Here is a 14,930-nt window from a genome sequence, read left to right on the forward strand (position 1 = left end):
GCGCGCATGTTAACCGAGCCGGTCGACTTTTCCAGTCACGATGACGGCATTTTCCTCGGATTTATTGGTCTTCTTCAGACAAGTGCCGGTAATTGACGCGGGGGCTGGCCGCCACTGGGCCGCTCCGTATAATGCCGGCATCGCCACTGGTATGGATTAACGGATTGCATATGACTGAACAGCGCCCGATTGCGGTCCTGGGAGGCGGAAGTTTTGGTACCGCCGTGGCTAACCTGCTGGCCGAGAACGGGCTTCAGGTCCGGCAGTGGATGCGTGACCCTGAACAGGCAGAAGCCATTCGGGTCAATCGCGAGAACCCGCGTTACCTCAAAGGCATCAAGATTCTGCCGGGCGTGGAAGCGGTCACTGACCTGCAAGCCACACTGGAGGCTTGCGACCTGTGCTTCGTTGCGCTGCCGTCCAGCGCACTGCGTTCAGTGCTGGTCCCGTACGCCGAACGATTGAGCGGCAAACTGCTGGTCAGCCTGACCAAAGGCATCGAAGCCCACACTTTTAAACTGATGAGCGAGATCCTCGAAGAGATCGCCCCGCAAGCGCGCATCGGCGTGCTGTCCGGGCCGAACCTGGCCCGTGAAATCGCCGAACACGCACTGACCGCCACCGTGGTCGCCAGCGAAGACGAGGAACTCTGCCAACGGGTTCAGGAAGCGCTGCACGGCCGCACCTTTCGCGTGTACGCCAGCGCCGACCGCTTCGGCGTAGAGTTGGGCGGGGCGCTGAAAAACGTCTACGCGATCATCGCCGGCATGGCGGTGGCGCTGGGCATGGGCGAAAACACCAAGAGCATGCTGATCACCCGGGCGCTGGCGGAAATGACTCGCTTTGCCGTGAATCAGGGCGCCAACCCGATGACGTTCCTGGGGCTCGCGGGCGTGGGGGATTTGATCGTGACCTGTTCGTCGCCGAAAAGCCGCAATTATCAGGTCGGGTTCGCCCTCGGCCAAGGCTTGAGCCTGGAAGACGCGGTGACGCGCCTGGGCGAAGTCGCTGAAGGTGTGAACACTTTGAAAGTGCTCAAGTCCAAGGCTCAGGAGGTGGGCGTGTACATGCCGCTGGTCGCCGGGCTGCACGCGATTCTGTTCGAAGGGCGCACGCTGAATCAGGTGATTGAATTGTTGATGCGCGGCGAACCGAAAACCGACGTCGACTTTATTTCCACCAGTGGTTTCAACTGATCACGCTTTTAAAACAGGCAGGGACTTGCATATGAACGATCCGAAAGTGGAAGCCAGGTACGAATCCATCCTGCTGCGAGTGTTGTGGATGATCGTCTTCCTGCTGGTCTGGCAGGTGGCGCAATTCATCCTCGGCGCCGTGGTGCTGGTGCAACTGGTCTATCGTTTGATTTATGGCGCCCCGAGCGCCAGCCTGATGAATTTCGGCGACAGCCTGAGCCAGTTCCTGGCGCAGATCGGTCGTTTCGGCACGTTCCACAGCGACCAGAAGCCCTGGCCGTTCGCCGACTGGCCAACGCCGCGTACGCCGGAAGGTGAAGCGCCACACGTCGTGGCGCCTGCGCCGCATCCGGCCCGAGATGAGGAACCCAAGCTATGAAACTCTGGGTATTGCGTCATGGTGAAGCCGAGCCACACGGCAAACGTCCTGATTCCGAGCGGGCATTGACGGCACACGGTCGTGAGGAGGTGTTGCGCACTGCTGCCAAGCTGATCGGCACACCGATTACAGCCATTTATGCCAGTCCTTACCTGCGAGCGCAGGAGACGGCAGAAATTGTGCGTACGGCGCTGAATTTCGCGCCGGAGATTCGCACTGTCGAATGGCTGACCCCCGACAACCGCCCGCAAGCAGTGGCTGAACAGTTGGTGTCTGTGGATCACGCTCTGCTGATCAGTCACAACCCGCTGGTGGGAAACCTGCTCGGTTACCTTCAGCACGGTCATGTGCAAGAACCGGAAGCGGTGCAAACCGCGGGCCTGGCGGAACTGGAAGGTGATTTGCCGGTGGCGGGCGCAATGAAGCTCAAAGGCATCAAGCATCCGTAACTGCTTTTGCTTTTGTAGGAGCAAGGCTTGCCCGCGAAGGCATCAACTCGGTTTGACTGAAACACCGTGGTGTCTTCATCGCGGGCAAGCCTTGCTCCTACAGGGGCGTGTTATGTTTCTTTGTGTGAAATAGTCAACCAAGCAACCGCTTGGTTGACTACGCTTGCTCCAGACCAAAAATAAAGGAGCGAGTCGCATGTCTGCTGCTTTTCGTTTGCCGCTGGACGTCTTTTACGAACGTGAGACCCGTCATCCCCGTCAGCGCTTTCTGGTTCAACCGGTGGGCGGCGGTCAGGTCGAAACCCTGACCTGGGAAGACGTCGGTCATCAGGCCCGTTGCGCCGCGCACTGGCTGCGGGCGCGGGAATTGCCGCAAGGCAGCCACATCGCCCTGATCTCGAAAAACTGTGCGCACTGGATCGTCGCCGACCTGGCGATCTGGATGGCCGGGCACGTTTCGGTGCCGTTGTACCCGAACCTCACCGCCGAATCCGTCGCGCAAGTCCTCGAACACTCCGAAGCGGCGCTGGCGTTCATCGGCAAGCTCGATGACTGGCCCGGCATGTCCCGCGGGGTCCGCCCCGACCTGCCGACCATCAGCCTGCCACTGCATCCGCCGGGCAGCTTCGATTTCAGCTGGGCCGACCTGCAAAGGAGTTCGCCGATTCAGGATGACCCGAAGCCCGCCGCCGACCAACTGGCGACCATCATTTACACCTCCGGCACCACCGGCATGCCCAAAGGCGTGATGCACAGCTTTGGCACTCTGGGCTTCGCCACCACCCACGGCACGCAATTGTTCGGCCTCAATGAGTCGGATCGGCTGCTGTCCTACCTGCCGCTGTGCCATGTCGCCGAACGAATGTTCGTTGAACTGGCCTCGATCTACACCGGACAAACCGTGTTCTTTGCCGAGAGCCTCGATACTTTTCTGACCGATTTGCAGCGTGCGCGGCCGACCGCGCTGTTCGGTGTGCCGCGCATCTGGACCAAGTTCCAGATGGGCGTGTACAGCAAGATCCCGGCGAAACGCCTCGACTTCCTGCTCGGATTGCCCTTCATCGGCAAGCGGGTAGGGCATAAAGTGCTCGCCGGGCTTGGGTTGGACGCCTTGCGCGTAGCGTTGTCCGGCGCGGCACCGGTGCCGCAGACCTTGTTGCTGTGGTACCACAAACTCGGGCTGGACGTGCTGGAGGTTTACGGCATGACCGAAAGCTGCGGTTATTCCCACATCGGCCGGCCCGGCGAGAACAAGCCCGGCTGGATCGGCAAGCCTTGCCCGGAGGTTGAAGTGCGGATCGCCGAATCGGGCGAGGTCATGGTACGCAGCGGCGCGACCATGCTCGGGTATTTCAAGGAGTCGGAAAAAACCGCCGACACGATCAGCGAGGACGGCTTCCTGCGTACCGGTGACAAAGGTGAGCAAGACGCCGAAGGCAACCTGCGCCTGACCGGACGGCTGAAGGAAATCTTCAAGACCAGCAAAGGCAAATACGTGGCCCCTGCACCGATTGAAAACCGCCTGGCCGTACATTCGCGAATCGAACAGGTGTGCGTGGTCGGCGACGGTTTGAGCGCGCCGCTGGGACTGTGCGTGCTCTCGGCGGTGGGGCAGCAGGACGCGGGTGGAACCGCGCGCGCCGGTCTGCATTCAAGCCTGGAAAAACTGCTGGAGGAGGTCAACGACGCCCTCGACAAGCATGAGCGCCTGCGCCGGCTCGTGGTGGTCAAAGACAGCTGGGCGGTGGAAAACGGTTTTCTGACACCGACCCTGAAGATCAAACGCAGCGTGATCGAAGCGGCTTACGGGGCCAGGTTCGAAGAATGGAGCGAGCGCAGCGAAGCGGTGCTGTGGCAGGATTGAGTCACGAACAAAACCAACAAAGGATGTCTGCAATGAGTTTGTGGCGTACCACTCCCAACATCGAGCAGTTGAACGCGATTCAGAAAAACACCATCGGTGAAGTGCTGGATATCCGCTTCGAAGCCTTCGACGAAGAGTCACTGACCGCGAGCATGGTCATCGACCACCGCACGCACCAGCCTTATGGTCTGTTGCACGGCGGTGCCTCGGTGGTACTGGCGGAAACGGTCGGCTCCATGGCCAGCTATTTGTGCATCGATGCCAGCAAGTTCTACTGCGTGGGCCTGGAAGTCAACGCCAACCATTTGCGTGGACTGCGCAGCGGTCGCGTGACAGCCGTGGCCAAGCCGATTCACATCGGGCGCACCACCCATGTCTGGGATATACGGCTGACCAGCGATGAGGGCAAGGCCAGTTGTGTGTCGCGGTTGACCATGGCCGTTGTGCCGTTGGGAGAAAATCCGCCGGCGCGTTGATTAACGGCCCGCTCCGCTGCGGGATGTGCGCCAGGCTCCTTGAAACATAGGCATGACCGGACTGTCATCATTCCTGGCAGTTACGGTCATTGCTGTAGGACGTCGTCTTACGGACAATCAACGCCTGTTCTCGCTTATGGATTTGCCGGTATGTCGCAGCAGATATTTTTCGCCCACGCCAACGGTTTTCCTTCGGGGACCTACGGCAAGTTGTTCGCGGCGCTGGCGCCCGAGTATCAGGTGACGCATCTGGAGCAGCACGCCCATGACCCGCGTTTCCCGGCGGACGACAACTGGCACAACCTGGTGGACGAGCTGATTCATCACCTCGAACAACAAGCAGAGCCGGTGTGGGGTGTCGGCCATTCCTTCGGCGGCGTGCTGCACCTGCACGCCGCGTTGCGCTGTCCCGAGTTGTACCGCGGCGTGGTGATGCTCGATTCGCCGGTGCTGACTCGCGCAGATCAATGGGTGATCCTCGCCGCCAAGCGCTTCGGCTTTATCGACCGCCTGACCCCGGCCGGTCGTACGCTGGGGCGTCGGGAAGAGTTCGCCGACCTCGAAAGCGCCCGCCGCTATTTTGCCGGAAAAACCCTGTTTCGCAGCTTTGATCCGGAATGTTTCGACGCCTACCTGCAACACGGTTTGCACAAGGTCGGCGACAAACTGCGCCTGCGTTTCGACCCGGCCACGGAAATCAGCATCTACCGTGGTGTGCCCCACACCAGCCCCGGCCGCGCTCGGCAGTTGAAGGTGCCGCTGGCGGTGGTGCGCGGGCACAAGAGTCGAGTGGTGATGCGTCATCACGCCAGTTCTGTCGGTCGCATGCCGTTGGGCGAATCCCTGACCATGCCGGGCGGGCACATGTTTCCCCTCGAACGTCCCCAGGACACGGCCTTGCTGCTGAAAAACCTGTTCAGCCGCTGGGACGGTCGCCATCAACAGGATTGTGCATGAGCCATGTCGTCGAAGAAGTCCGCCTGAGCCTGCCGCACATCGAACTGGCAGCGCACCTGTTCGGTCCCGAAGACGGTTTGCCGGTGATCGCCTTGCACGGCTGGCTGGACAACGCCAACAGCTTTGCCCGGTTGGCGCCAAAACTCAAAGGACTGCGCATCATTGCGCTGGACATGGCCGGTCACGGTCATTCCGGGCATCGTCCTGCGGGTGCCGGTTACGCGATGTGGGACTACGCCCATGACGTGCTGCAAGTCGCCGAACAACTTGGCTTGAAGCGTTTTGCGCTGATGGGGCACTCCATGGGTGCGATCGCTTCGTTGATCATTGCCGGTTCGCTGCCGGAACGTGTCACCCATCTTGCCTTGATCGACGGCATCATTCCTCCTACAGACAAAGGCGAAAATGCCGCCGAGCGCATGGGCATGGCCCTGCAAGCGCAGCTGGATCTGCGGGAGAAAAGCAAACCGGTCTACAACACCCTCGACCGCGCCATCGAAGCGCGCATGAAAGGTCTGGTGGCCGTCAGCCGCGAAGCCGCCGAACTGCTGGCCCAGCGTGGCTTGATGCCGGTGCCGGGCGGCTACACCTGGCGTACCGACAACCGCCTGACGCTGCCGTCACCGCTGCGTCTGACCACCGAACAGGCCATGGCCTTCGTCCAGCGGGTCAGCTGTCCTGCGCTGCTGGTCGTCGCGGCCGACGGCATGCTCGCCAAACATCCCGAGTTGCTGGAGCGTCTACCCTTTAGCCGTGAACAGCTGCCTGGCGGTCATCATTTGCACCTGAATGACGAATCCGGTGCCGACCTTGTCGCAGACTGTTTCAATCGGTTCTTCGCCGTTCCTTGACTTGCGCCGGGCAACTGTCGAGGCTGGGCGGGTTGAAATGGGAGACAACCATGATAGATCTCTACACCGCTGCGACCCCGAATGGCCACAAGGTCTCTATCGTGCTCGAGGAACTCGGCCTGCCCTACACGGTGCACGCCTTGAGTTTCGATAAGAAGGAACAGAAGTCCGCGGGCTTCCTCAAGATCAACCCCAATGGCCGCATTCCGGCGATTGTCGACCGCGCCAACGGCGATTTTGCCGTGTTCGAGTCCGGCGCCATCCTGATTTACCTCGCTGAAATGACCGGCAAACTGCTGCCTCAGGACCCCAAGGGGCGTTCGGTGGTGTTGCAGTGGCTGATGTTCCAGATGGGTGGAATCGGCCCGATGCAGGGCCAGGCCAACGTGTTTTTCCGTTACTTTCCGGAGAAACTCCAGGGCGCCATCGACCGCTATCAGCATGAAACCCGTCGCCTGTATGAAGTGCTCGACACGCGCCTGCAAGACGTGGAATTCCTCGCGGGCGAGTACAGCATTGCCGACATCGCCACTTTTCCGTGGGTGCGTGGGCATGAGTGGTCCGGTGTCGACGTGGACGGCTTGACGGCCCTGCAACGCTGGATGGCGACTATGGAAGCGCGTCCGGCGGTGCAGCGTGGTTTGCTCGTTCCCGAACGCATCGACGACGCCAGCGTCGTCAAGGGTGCCCAGGCCATGCTGATCCAATGAGCTTATCCATGCGTTCAATCAGTCTGCTGGCGCTGTGTTGTTTCAGTCCTCTGGTGTTTGCCGCCGATGTGCCGGGCAGTCAGGACCTGCCGATCGTACCGCGGGTGACCGATTCGCAGATCGTCGACTATCGCCCGGCGGTCGAACTTGAGCGGATCTATCCGCTGGGTTCAATCCGCAAGATCAGCGGCCAGTTGCGTTTCGACGGTCAGGTCAGCGCCCGTGGGCAAACCACTTCGGTGACCTACGAGTTGCCACCGGAACATTCGTCTACCGAAGCATTTACTGCCGCTCGCGAAGCCTTGCAGAAGCAGGACGCGCAGTTGCTGTTCTGGTGCCAGGCCCGTGATTGCGGTGAAAGCAGCCTGTGGGCCAATGAAGTCTTCGGCAATGCCAAGCTCTATGGCGCTGACGATCAGCAGGCCTATCTGCTGTTGCGGTTGGCGGCGCCAAAGGACAACACGCTGGTGGCGCTGTACAGCATCACTCGCGGCAATCGCAAAGCCTATCTGCACGTTGAACAGTTCGATGCTGGCGCACCGCTGGGTGATCTGCTGCCCACTTCCGCTACCTTGTTGCGAGAGCTCAAAAGCACCGGTGAACTCGATTTTCCGAAACTGACCAATGCGCCCGACGAGACCTGGCTGCGCTTGCTCTCGCGTGGCCTGAACCTGGACACGACCCTGCGGGTGACCGTTTCCGGACCCAATGCCGAAGCCTGGCGTCAGGCATTAATGAGCCAGGGTGTACGGTCGGCGCGGATGGAGACGGGCAGCGTCGAAGGCTCTGGCCTGCACATCGAGTTGTTGCGATAAGCTGGATCAGGCGGACGCGCTGGCCGCGTTCGCCTACTCTTTTGCGAACTGACTTTTTTCGAGATTCGGATGATCAATAACGATCGGCTGTTGGTGCAAATCCTGCTCCTGGTGCTGTTTGGCGCGAGCTTCTGGGTGATGGCGCCGTTCTGGTCGGCGTTGTTCTGGGGCGCGGTGCTGGCGTTTGCCAGTTGGCCGCTGATGCGTTTGCTGACGCATTGGCTCAACGGTCGCGAATCCCTGGCGGCGGTATTGCTGACTCTGGGCTGGATGTTGGTGGTGGCGGTGCCGCTGGTGTGGCTGGGTTTCAACCTGGCGGACCATGTACGCGACGCCACGGCGTTCATCAAGGATGTGCAGATGGATGGCTTGCCTGAAGCGCCGACCTGGCTGGGCAGCATTCCTCTTGTTGGTGAACGGTTGGTGGTGATCTGGAACACTATCGATCAGCAAGGCGCGGCGATGATGGTGTCGCTCAAACCTTATCTGGGGCAGGTCGGTAACTGGCTGCTGGCGCGCAGTGCACAGATTGGCGGCGGCATTCTCGAGCTGACCCTGAGCATCGTGTTCGTATTCTTTTTCTACCGGGACGGGCCGCGCCTGGCGGCGTTTGTCCACGGCCTGCTGCAACGGTTGATCGGTGATCGCGCCGGTTACTACATCGAACTGGTGGCGGGTACGGTTCAGCGCGTGGTGAACGGCGTGATCGGGACGGCGGCAGCCCAAGCGGTGCTGGCGTTGATCGGGTTCCTGATTGCCGGAGTACCTGGAGCGCTGGTGCTTGGCATCGTCACTTTCATGCTCAGTCTGATTCCCATGGGGCCGCCGCTGGTGTGGATACCGGCGACCGCCTGGCTGGCCTGGAAGGGCGAGTACGGGATGGCAGTGTTCCTCGGGATCTGGGGCACGTTCATCATCAGCGGAGTCGACAACGTGCTCAAACCTTACCTGATCAGTCGCGGCGGGAATTTACCGTTGGTGATCGTGCTGTTGGGGGTGTTTGGCGGGTTGATCGCTTTTGGGTTCATCGGCCTGTTTATCGGGCCGACGTTGTTGGCTGTTGCGTACAGCCTGTTGACTGACTGGAGCAAGAGTCAGGCGCGGGTGGAAGATCGGCGGCCTTGAGGTTTTTTGTCGAGGCGTAGGGCCTCTTCGCGGGCAAGCCTCGCTCCTGCAGGTCATATGTCGTTCACGGACAATACGTACGACATATGACCTGTAGGAGCAAGGCTTGCCCGCGAAGCTTTTGACTCAGCTCGTTACGTTAAGGTACTTGCCCACTGTCGCCACCTTGTCGAGCGAGTACTGCTTGCTCAGGTTGGCGATCATTTTGTTCAGCGCTTCCGCCACGTTCGCCTGATCGGTCGAACTGTCGCTGTTTTTCTCGCGACCGGCCTGCAGCGCGGCTTTCAACTCGTCGCTGCTGACTCCGCCACTGCTGTCGCTATCCAATACCTTGAGCAGCGCAGCACTGGTGTAGGTGCTCGTCGATGGCGTGCTGTCACTCGCCTGCAACGCGCTGCTCAGTTCGGTGGCGCTGACACTGCCATCGCTGTCCGCATCGAGCTGGCTGAACAGTTCTTCGCCGGACACCTGCTGAGGTGGCAGCGGTGGCGGGGCGAGACTGGCGGCGAGTTCGTCCTTGCTGACGACGCCATCTTCGTTCTTGTCCAGGGCCGAGAAGATTTCCGTGCTGTCAGCGCTGCTGCCGGCGCTGGTCAGACCGTTGCTCAGTTCGTCGCCGCTGATGGCACCGTCGCCGTCGGCGTCCAGAGCGCTGATCAGCGCGTCGGCCAGTTCGGTGTCCGGCGCCTGATCATGCGGCGGTGGCGGAGGCGCCATCGCGGCCATTTCTTCGCTGCTCAGGCTGCCGCTGTCGTCACTGTCCAGGTCGGCGAAGTTTTTACTCAGACTGACCAGCAGACCGTCATCGGATTTCTGTGACAGGGCGCTTTTGAGCTCGTCCTGATCCACCGAACCATCGCTGTTGGTGTCGAGTTTGGAGAGCAGTTCTTTCTGGAATTGCTGGCTACGGGCATTGCTGGTGGTGGTGCTGGCGGTATTGTTATAGCTCGTGTAGTTGCTGACGCTACCGATCATTGGGCTCACTCCCTGGAATGGAAAGCCGGCGGGTGCACCGGCTTATGCAGCCTCAAGGAGCTAGTTGTCGTGGGTATGTGGGGTTTGTACCGAGTGGTATACACAGGTCTCCGGTCAGACTCAGATCCTTGTGGCTCAGGTGCGGGGCAACGAGATAACGGCGGTCAGGCCACCACCGGGGGTTTCTTCCAGCGTCAATTGCCCACCCAACCGTTCAGCCGCCTCACGGGCAATGGTCATACCCAGCCCGACACCACCGGAGTTGCGATTGCGCGAACCTTCCAGGCGAAAGAAAGGTTCAAACACGGCTTCGCGTTTGTCAGCCGCGATCCCCGGTCCGTGGTCGATCACCCGAATCACCAGGTGTTCGCGATTGTCTTCAAGCGCGATCTGCGCCTGCCCGGCATAACGCAGGGCGTTATCCAGCAAGTTGTTGATGCATGAACGCAGAGCCATCGGCTGAACCTGCAACGGTGCGCAGTGGCCGTTGGCCTGGACATCAGAACCCTGGTCCTGGGCGTTTTCACTCAGGGATTCGACCAGCGCCTGCACGTCCATCCACTGCGGGGCCTCGCTGGTGCGCTGCTCGTGCAGGTAGGTGAGGGTGGCGTCGAGCATGCTGATCATGTCGTCCAGATCCTGGCGCATCTGACCTTGCAGCTTGTTGTCGTCGATCTGCTCCAGCCGCAGCTTGAGCCGGGACAGCGGCGTGCGCAGGTCGTGGGAGACCGCGCCGAGCATCCGCGAACGCTGCTGCATTTGTTCGATGATGCGTTTTTGCATCAGGTTGAAGGTGTAGGCCGCCTGCCGGGCTTCCCGTGGGCCGGACTCATCCAGCGGCGGGCTGTCGAGGTTTTCGCTCAGGCGCTCGGCGGCGTCACTCAGGCGCTGGATCGGTCGGCTCAGCAGTTTTGCGCCGTACCAGGCTGCAATGATCAGCGAGATCAACTGGAACGTCAGCGGCACCAGCGGCCCACCGAACCAGGGCCGTGGTGGCCGTTTTTCGAAACGCGGCTCCATCGGCGGGCGTTGCCCTTCCAGACCCTGGAAGAACTCGGGCGGCGGAGGCGGTGGAGGTGGACCGTAATGATGGAACCAGGCAAACGCGAGCAGATGCGCCAGGATGATCGCCACCAGCAGCACGCCAAACAGGCGGCCGAACAGCGTATCGAAGCGCGCACGCATCAGCCGATGTCTCGGGCGTCGAACAGGTAACCCTCACCGCGAACCGTCTTGATCAACTGCGGGGCTTTCGGGTCGTCCCCGAGTTTTTGGCGCAGACGCGAGACCAGCAAATCGATGCTGCGATCAAAGGCTTCGATCGAGCGACCGCGCGCCGCATCCAGCAGTTGTTCGCGGCTGAGCACTCGGCGCGGACGTTCGATGAACACCCACAGCAAGCGGAATTCGGCGTTGGACAGCGGAACCACCAGGCCATCCGCCGCGATCAATTGGCGCAGGACGCTGTTCAGGCGCCAGCTGTCGAAGCGAATGCTCGCACGCTGTTCGGTGCGATCGTCGCGCACTCGCCGCAGAATGGTCTGAATCCGCGCGACCAGTTCTCGCGGTTCGAACGGCTTGGCCATGTAGTCGTCTGCGCCCAGTTCCAGGCCGATGATCCGGTCGGTGGGTTCGCAGCGCGCGGTGAGCATCAGGATCGGAATGTCCGACTCGGCGCGCAACCAGCGGCATAGCGACAGACCGTCTTCACCGGGCAGCATCAGGTCAAGCACCACCACGTCGAAATGCTCGGCTTGCAGCGCCAGACGCATGGCGGCGCCATCGGTGACGCCGCTGGCGTGGATGTTGAACCGGGCCAGGTAATCGATCATCAGCTCGCGGATCGGGACATCATCGTCGACGATCAGCGCGCGGATGCTCCAGCGCTTGTCGTCGCCGGGCGCTTTTTGATCGTCGTTCAAGGGGGCTTGGGTGCTGTGCATGCGTGCGTTCATCTGCCAGGTAGGCTGCCAACCACAAAGATAGGCTGCGAGGTTGTGGCTTCAGCATAGGCGTCCGGCCCGGAGGCGGGAAGTGCTGTAAGGACGTGTTGCGGCTGCCGAGGGTAGCGGGCAAGGGTGTTGTGGGCGTGTCGTGTGTGTATCGGTCTCGACACAATCGGCGAAAGGGCTAGTCTTGGCTGAGCGCCGACGACGATTTACCGATCATCGGGTCCCGCAGCCGCGCTGGTTCCGCTACAATGCGCGCCGATTTCGTCCTGCCTGAGAGCCCGCACATGTCCGTCTGCCAGACTCCTATCATCGTCGCCCTGGATTTCCCCACCCGTGACGCCGCACTGAAGCTGGCCGACCAGTTGGACCCGAAACTGTGCCGGGTCAAAGTCGGCAAGGAACTGTTCACCAGCTGCGCCGCGGAAATCGTTGGCACCTTGCGCGACAAGGGTTTCGAAGTGTTCCTCGACCTGAAGTTCCACGACATTCCGAATACCACCGCCATGGCAGTAAAGGCTGCGGCGGAAATGGGCGTGTGGATGGTCAACGTCCATTGCTCTGGCGGTCTGCGCATGATGGCTGCTTGCCGTGAAGTGCTGGACCAGCGCACCGGGCCGAAACCGCTGCTGATCGGCGTGACCGTGCTGACCAGCATGGAGCGTGAAGACCTGGCGGGGATTGGCCTGGACATCGAACCGCAGGAGCAGGTGCTGCGCCTGGCGGCACTCGCGGAAAAAGCCGGGATGGACGGCCTGGTGTGCTCGGCCCTGGAAGCCCAGGCCTTGAAATCGGCTCACCCGTCGTTGCAACTGGTGACCCCGGGGATTCGTCCGGCGGGCAGCGCCCAGGACGATCAACGCCGCATCCTGACCCCGCGTCAGGCGCTGGATGCCGGTTCCGATTATCTGGTGATCGGCCGTCCGATCAGCCAGGCGGCAGATCCGGCCAAGGCGCTGGCCGACGTAGTAGCCGAGATCGCCTGACACTCTTTGTAGGAACCGGCTTGCTGGCGATGGCATCACCGCGGTGTTTCAGCCGAACCGCAGTGATGCCATCGCCAGCAAGCCGGCTCCTACAGGTTGGGGTTAAACCTTCAGCACCAACTTCCCGAAATTCTCCCCGCTGAACAACTTCATCAGCGTCTCCGGGAATGTCTCCAATCCTTCAACAATGTCTTCCTTGCTCTTGAGCTGCCCCTTGGCCATCCAGCCGGCCATTTCCTGCCCGGCAGCGGCGAACTGTGCGGCGTAGTCCATCACCACAAAGCCTTCCATCCGCGCGCGGTTCACCAACAGCGACAGGTAGTTGGCTGGCCCTTTGACCGCTTCCTTGTTGTTGTACTGGCTGATGGCGCCGCAAATCACCACCCGCGCTTTCATGTTCAGGCGGCTCAGCACCGCGTCGAGGATGTCACCGCCGACGTTATCGAAATAAACGTCGACGCCTTTCGGGCATTCACGCTTGAGGCCGGCGACGACATCTTCGCTCTTGTAATCGATGGCGCCGTCAAAACCCAGTTCGTCGATCAGGAACTTGCACTTGTCCGCGCCGCCCGCGATGCCGATCACACGGCAGCCTTTAATTTTGGCAATCTGCCCGGCAATACTGCCCACCGCCCCGGCCGCGCCGGATAGCACCACAGTGTCACCTTCTTTCGGTGCACCGACATCGAGCAGGGCAAAGTAGGCGGTCATTCCGGTCATGCCCAGCGCGGACAGATAACGTGGCAGCGGTGCCAGTTTCGGATCGACCTTGTAGAAACCGCGCGGCTCGCCAAGGAAATAATCCTGCACGCCCAGGGCGCCATTGACGTAGTCACCGACCGCAAAGCCTGGATTGTTCGACGCCACGACTTTGCCTACGCCCAATGCGCGCATGACCTCGCCGATACCGACGGGCGGGATGTAGGACTTGCCCTCGTTCATCCAGCCGCGCATGGCCGGGTCGAGGGACAAATATTCGTTTTTGACCAGGATCTGACCCGCGGCCGGTTCTCCGACCGGTACTTCCTGATAGGTGAACGTCTCGCGGGTAGCCGCGCCCACCGGACGTTTGGCGAGCAGGAACTGGCGATTGGTCTGGGTAGTCATGACAGGCACTCAAGATGAATGAAGCCTTGTTGATAGACCTTCATTGTCGCCGCCGCAAGTTTGGCTGATGCGGCGAATGCAGCCTGATCCAGTGCAGTGATAGTCAGGCCGGTCGTTCTATCACTGCAACTCATGGGCGCCCAACCGGCCTTCTGATAGTGCTGCCGTGGCGGTAGCGCCTGTGGCTAGACTGGGCCCACGCGAAACCCCGCATTCTTCTCTTCGAGGACAAAACAATGAGCATGACGTTTTCCGGCCAGGTCGCCGTCGTAACGGGCGCCGCCAACGGTATCGGTCGCGCGACCGCCCAGGCGTTCGCCGCCGAAGGGTTGAAAGTGGTGGTGGCCGACATGGATACGGCTGGTGGCGAGGGCACTGTGGCGCTGATTCGCACGGCAGGCGGCGAAGCGACCTTCGTGCGCTGCAACGTCACCGTGGAAAGCGATGTAAAAAATCTGATGGACGAGGTGGTGAATACCTACGGCCGTCTTGATTACGCCTTCAACAATGCGGGCATCGAGATTGAAAAAGGCAAACTGGCCGAGGGCACGGTCGACGAGTTTGACGCGATCATGGGCGTTAACGTCAAAGGCGTCTGGTTGTGCATGAAGTACCAGTTGCCGCTATTACTCGCCCAGGGCGGTGGCGCGATCGTCAACACCGCTTCCGTCGCCGGCCTCGGTGCTGCGCCGAAGATGAGCATCTACGCGGCGTCGAAACACGCGGTGATCGGCCTGACCAAATCGGCGGCCATCGAATACGCCAAGAAAAAAATCCGCGTGAATGCGGTGTGCCCGGCGGTCATCGACACCGACATGTTCCGCCGCGCCTATGAAGCGGACCCGAAGAAGGGCGAGTTCGCCAACGCCATGCACCCGGTGGGTCGTATCGGCAAGGTTGAAGAAATTGCCAGTGCCGTTTTGTATCTGTGCAGCGATGGTGCTGCGTTCACTACGGGTCATTCGCTGGCGGTGGATGGGGGGGTTACGGCGTTTTGATACGCCGCGGTTCTTCGGGTACATATCCATTTCTGCGGTAACGGCGGCTATTGGTTCCGCCTTTACGGCGGGTCACTTGGAAGAGCGCCAAGT

At 61.0% G+C, this 14,930-nt stretch carries 16 protein-coding genes; 12 read left to right on the top strand and 4 right to left on the bottom strand.

What is annotated here, in order from left to right; genetic code table 11:
* The first annotated feature begins 170 nt into the window (after positions 1-170).
* The 10 genes from ACA066_RS07185 (at position 171) to ACA066_RS07230 (ending at position 8,822) form a co-directional block, all read left to right on the top strand.
* Positions 171-1,196 (top strand): NAD(P)H-dependent glycerol-3-phosphate dehydrogenase, encoded by a 1,026-nt coding sequence (locus ACA066_RS07185; RefSeq protein ID WP_497698665.1) that lies wholly within the window; start codon positions 171-173, stop codon positions 1,194-1,196.
* 31 nt (positions 1,197-1,227) lie between these two features.
* The gene (locus ACA066_RS07190; RefSeq protein ID WP_214377915.1) at positions 1,228-1,575 is read left to right on the top strand and encodes a DUF4389 domain-containing protein; all 348 of its coding nucleotides are present in this window, start codon (positions 1,228-1,230) and stop codon (positions 1,573-1,575) included.
* Positions 1,572-2,024 carry a phosphohistidine phosphatase SixA gene (gene sixA, locus ACA066_RS07195; RefSeq protein WP_497698666.1) on the top strand — a complete coding sequence of 151 codons (453 nt, stop codon included), beginning with the start codon at positions 1,572-1,574 and terminating at the stop codon, positions 2,022-2,024. The genes ACA066_RS07190 and sixA overlap by 4 nt, the downstream gene beginning before the upstream one ends.
* A 196-nt stretch (positions 2,025-2,220) precedes the next feature.
* Positions 2,221-3,888 (top strand): AMP-binding protein, encoded by a 1,668-nt coding sequence (locus ACA066_RS07200; RefSeq protein WP_497698667.1) that lies wholly within the window; start codon positions 2,221-2,223, stop codon positions 3,886-3,888.
* 32 nt (positions 3,889-3,920) lie between these two features.
* Positions 3,921-4,364, top strand: a complete 444-nt coding sequence (locus ACA066_RS07205; RefSeq protein WP_497698668.1) for a hotdog fold thioesterase — start codon at positions 3,921-3,923, stop codon at positions 4,362-4,364.
* A 150-nt stretch (positions 4,365-4,514) separates the two neighbouring features.
* Complete coding sequence (locus ACA066_RS07210) at positions 4,515-5,321, top strand: alpha/beta fold hydrolase (protein WP_497698669.1); 807 nt, start codon at positions 4,515-4,517, stop codon at positions 5,319-5,321.
* Complete coding sequence (locus tag ACA066_RS07215) at positions 5,318-6,172, top strand: alpha/beta hydrolase (protein ID WP_214377905.1); 855 nt, start codon at positions 5,318-5,320, stop codon at positions 6,170-6,172. Before ACA066_RS07210 ends, ACA066_RS07215 begins: the two co-directional genes overlap by 4 nt.
* A 50-nt stretch (positions 6,173-6,222) precedes the next feature.
* Positions 6,223-6,882 (top strand): glutathione S-transferase family protein, encoded by a 660-nt coding sequence (locus ACA066_RS07220; RefSeq protein ID WP_497698670.1) that lies wholly within the window; start codon positions 6,223-6,225, stop codon positions 6,880-6,882.
* 8 nt (positions 6,883-6,890) lie between these two features.
* Positions 6,891-7,697 carry a DUF4892 domain-containing protein gene (locus ACA066_RS07225; protein WP_497698671.1) on the top strand — a complete coding sequence of 269 codons (807 nt, stop codon included), beginning with the start codon at positions 6,891-6,893 and terminating at the stop codon, positions 7,695-7,697.
* A 69-nt stretch (positions 7,698-7,766) separates the two neighbouring features.
* Entirely contained in the window at positions 7,767-8,822 is a 1,056-nt protein-coding gene (locus ACA066_RS07230; RefSeq protein ID WP_497698672.1) for an AI-2E family transporter, read from the top strand.
* A 126-nt stretch (positions 8,823-8,948) separates the two neighbouring features.
* On the opposite strand, the gene xopAW is transcribed toward ACA066_RS07230, so the two are convergent.
* The 3 genes from xopAW to ACA066_RS07245 all read right to left on the bottom strand — a co-directional run bounded on the left by xopAW (position 8,949) and on the right by ACA066_RS07245 (position 11,740).
* Positions 8,949-9,797 (bottom strand): XopAW family type III secretion system calcium-binding effector, encoded by an 849-nt coding sequence (gene xopAW / locus ACA066_RS07235; RefSeq protein ID WP_497698673.1) that lies wholly within the window; start codon positions 9,795-9,797, stop codon positions 8,949-8,951.
* A 135-nt stretch (positions 9,798-9,932) separates the two neighbouring features.
* Entirely contained in the window at positions 9,933-10,982 is a 1,050-nt protein-coding gene (locus tag ACA066_RS07240; RefSeq protein WP_497698674.1) for a sensor histidine kinase, read from the bottom strand.
* Positions 10,982-11,740: a response regulator gene (locus ACA066_RS07245; protein WP_497698675.1), complete on the bottom strand. Its 759-nt coding sequence runs from the start codon at positions 11,738-11,740 to the stop codon at positions 10,982-10,984. The genes ACA066_RS07240 and ACA066_RS07245 overlap by 1 nt, the downstream gene beginning before the upstream one ends.
* Positions 11,741-12,033: 293 nt before the next feature.
* Here ACA066_RS07245 and pyrF point away from each other — a divergent pair, with 293 nt between their 5' ends.
* Entirely contained in the window at positions 12,034-12,732 is a 699-nt protein-coding gene (gene pyrF, locus ACA066_RS07250; RefSeq protein WP_167370440.1) for an orotidine-5'-phosphate decarboxylase, read from the top strand.
* Between the two features lie 102 nt (positions 12,733-12,834).
* Here pyrF and ACA066_RS07255 read toward each other — a convergent pair whose 3' ends face one another.
* A complete protein-coding gene (locus ACA066_RS07255; protein WP_497398606.1) occupies positions 12,835-13,839 on the bottom strand; it encodes an NADP-dependent oxidoreductase in 1,005 nt (334 codons plus the stop codon).
* A gap of 236 nt (positions 13,840-14,075) precedes the next feature.
* Here ACA066_RS07255 and ACA066_RS07260 point away from each other — a divergent pair, with 236 nt between their 5' ends.
* Positions 14,076-14,837 carry an SDR family oxidoreductase gene (locus ACA066_RS07260; protein ID WP_084322014.1) on the top strand — a complete coding sequence of 254 codons (762 nt, stop codon included), beginning with the start codon at positions 14,076-14,078 and terminating at the stop codon, positions 14,835-14,837.
* The last annotated feature ends 93 nt before the right edge of the window (positions 14,838-14,930 follow it).

The organism is Pseudomonas sp. LBUM1651, assembly GCF_059716135.1.

Bases quoted from the DNA above. Each gene is read 5' to 3' on its own strand.
- ACA066_RS07185 (WP_497698665.1), top strand. From the start codon at position 171: ATGACTGAACAGCGCCCGATTGCGGTCCTGGGAGGCGGAAGTTTTGGT.
- ACA066_RS07190 (WP_214377915.1), top strand. From the start codon at position 1,228: ATGAACGATCCGAAAGTGGAAGCCAGGTACGAATCCATCCTGCTGCGA.
- sixA (WP_497698666.1), top strand. From the start codon at position 1,572: ATGAAACTCTGGGTATTGCGTCATGGTGAAGCCGAGCCACACGGCAAA.
- ACA066_RS07200 (WP_497698667.1), top strand. From the start codon at position 2,221: ATGTCTGCTGCTTTTCGTTTGCCGCTGGACGTCTTTTACGAACGTGAG.
- ACA066_RS07205 (WP_497698668.1), top strand. From the start codon at position 3,921: ATGAGTTTGTGGCGTACCACTCCCAACATCGAGCAGTTGAACGCGATT.
- ACA066_RS07210 (WP_497698669.1), top strand. From the start codon at position 4,515: ATGTCGCAGCAGATATTTTTCGCCCACGCCAACGGTTTTCCTTCGGGG.
- ACA066_RS07215 (WP_214377905.1), top strand. From the start codon at position 5,318: ATGAGCCATGTCGTCGAAGAAGTCCGCCTGAGCCTGCCGCACATCGAA.
- ACA066_RS07220 (WP_497698670.1), top strand. From the start codon at position 6,223: ATGATAGATCTCTACACCGCTGCGACCCCGAATGGCCACAAGGTCTCT.
- ACA066_RS07225 (WP_497698671.1), top strand. From the start codon at position 6,891: ATGCGTTCAATCAGTCTGCTGGCGCTGTGTTGTTTCAGTCCTCTGGTG.
- ACA066_RS07230 (WP_497698672.1), top strand. From the start codon at position 7,767: ATGATCAATAACGATCGGCTGTTGGTGCAAATCCTGCTCCTGGTGCTG.
- xopAW (WP_497698673.1), bottom strand. From the start codon at position 9,797: ATGATCGGTAGCGTCAGCAACTACACGAGCTATAACAATACCGCCAGC.
- ACA066_RS07240 (WP_497698674.1), bottom strand. From the start codon at position 10,982: ATGCGTGCGCGCTTCGATACGCTGTTCGGCCGCCTGTTTGGCGTGCTG.
- ACA066_RS07245 (WP_497698675.1), bottom strand. From the start codon at position 11,740: ATGCACAGCACCCAAGCCCCCTTGAACGACGATCAAAAAGCGCCCGGC.
- pyrF (WP_167370440.1), top strand. From the start codon at position 12,034: ATGTCCGTCTGCCAGACTCCTATCATCGTCGCCCTGGATTTCCCCACC.
- ACA066_RS07255 (WP_497398606.1), bottom strand. From the start codon at position 13,839: ATGACTACCCAGACCAATCGCCAGTTCCTGCTCGCCAAACGTCCGGTG.
- ACA066_RS07260 (WP_084322014.1), top strand. From the start codon at position 14,076: ATGAGCATGACGTTTTCCGGCCAGGTCGCCGTCGTAACGGGCGCCGCC.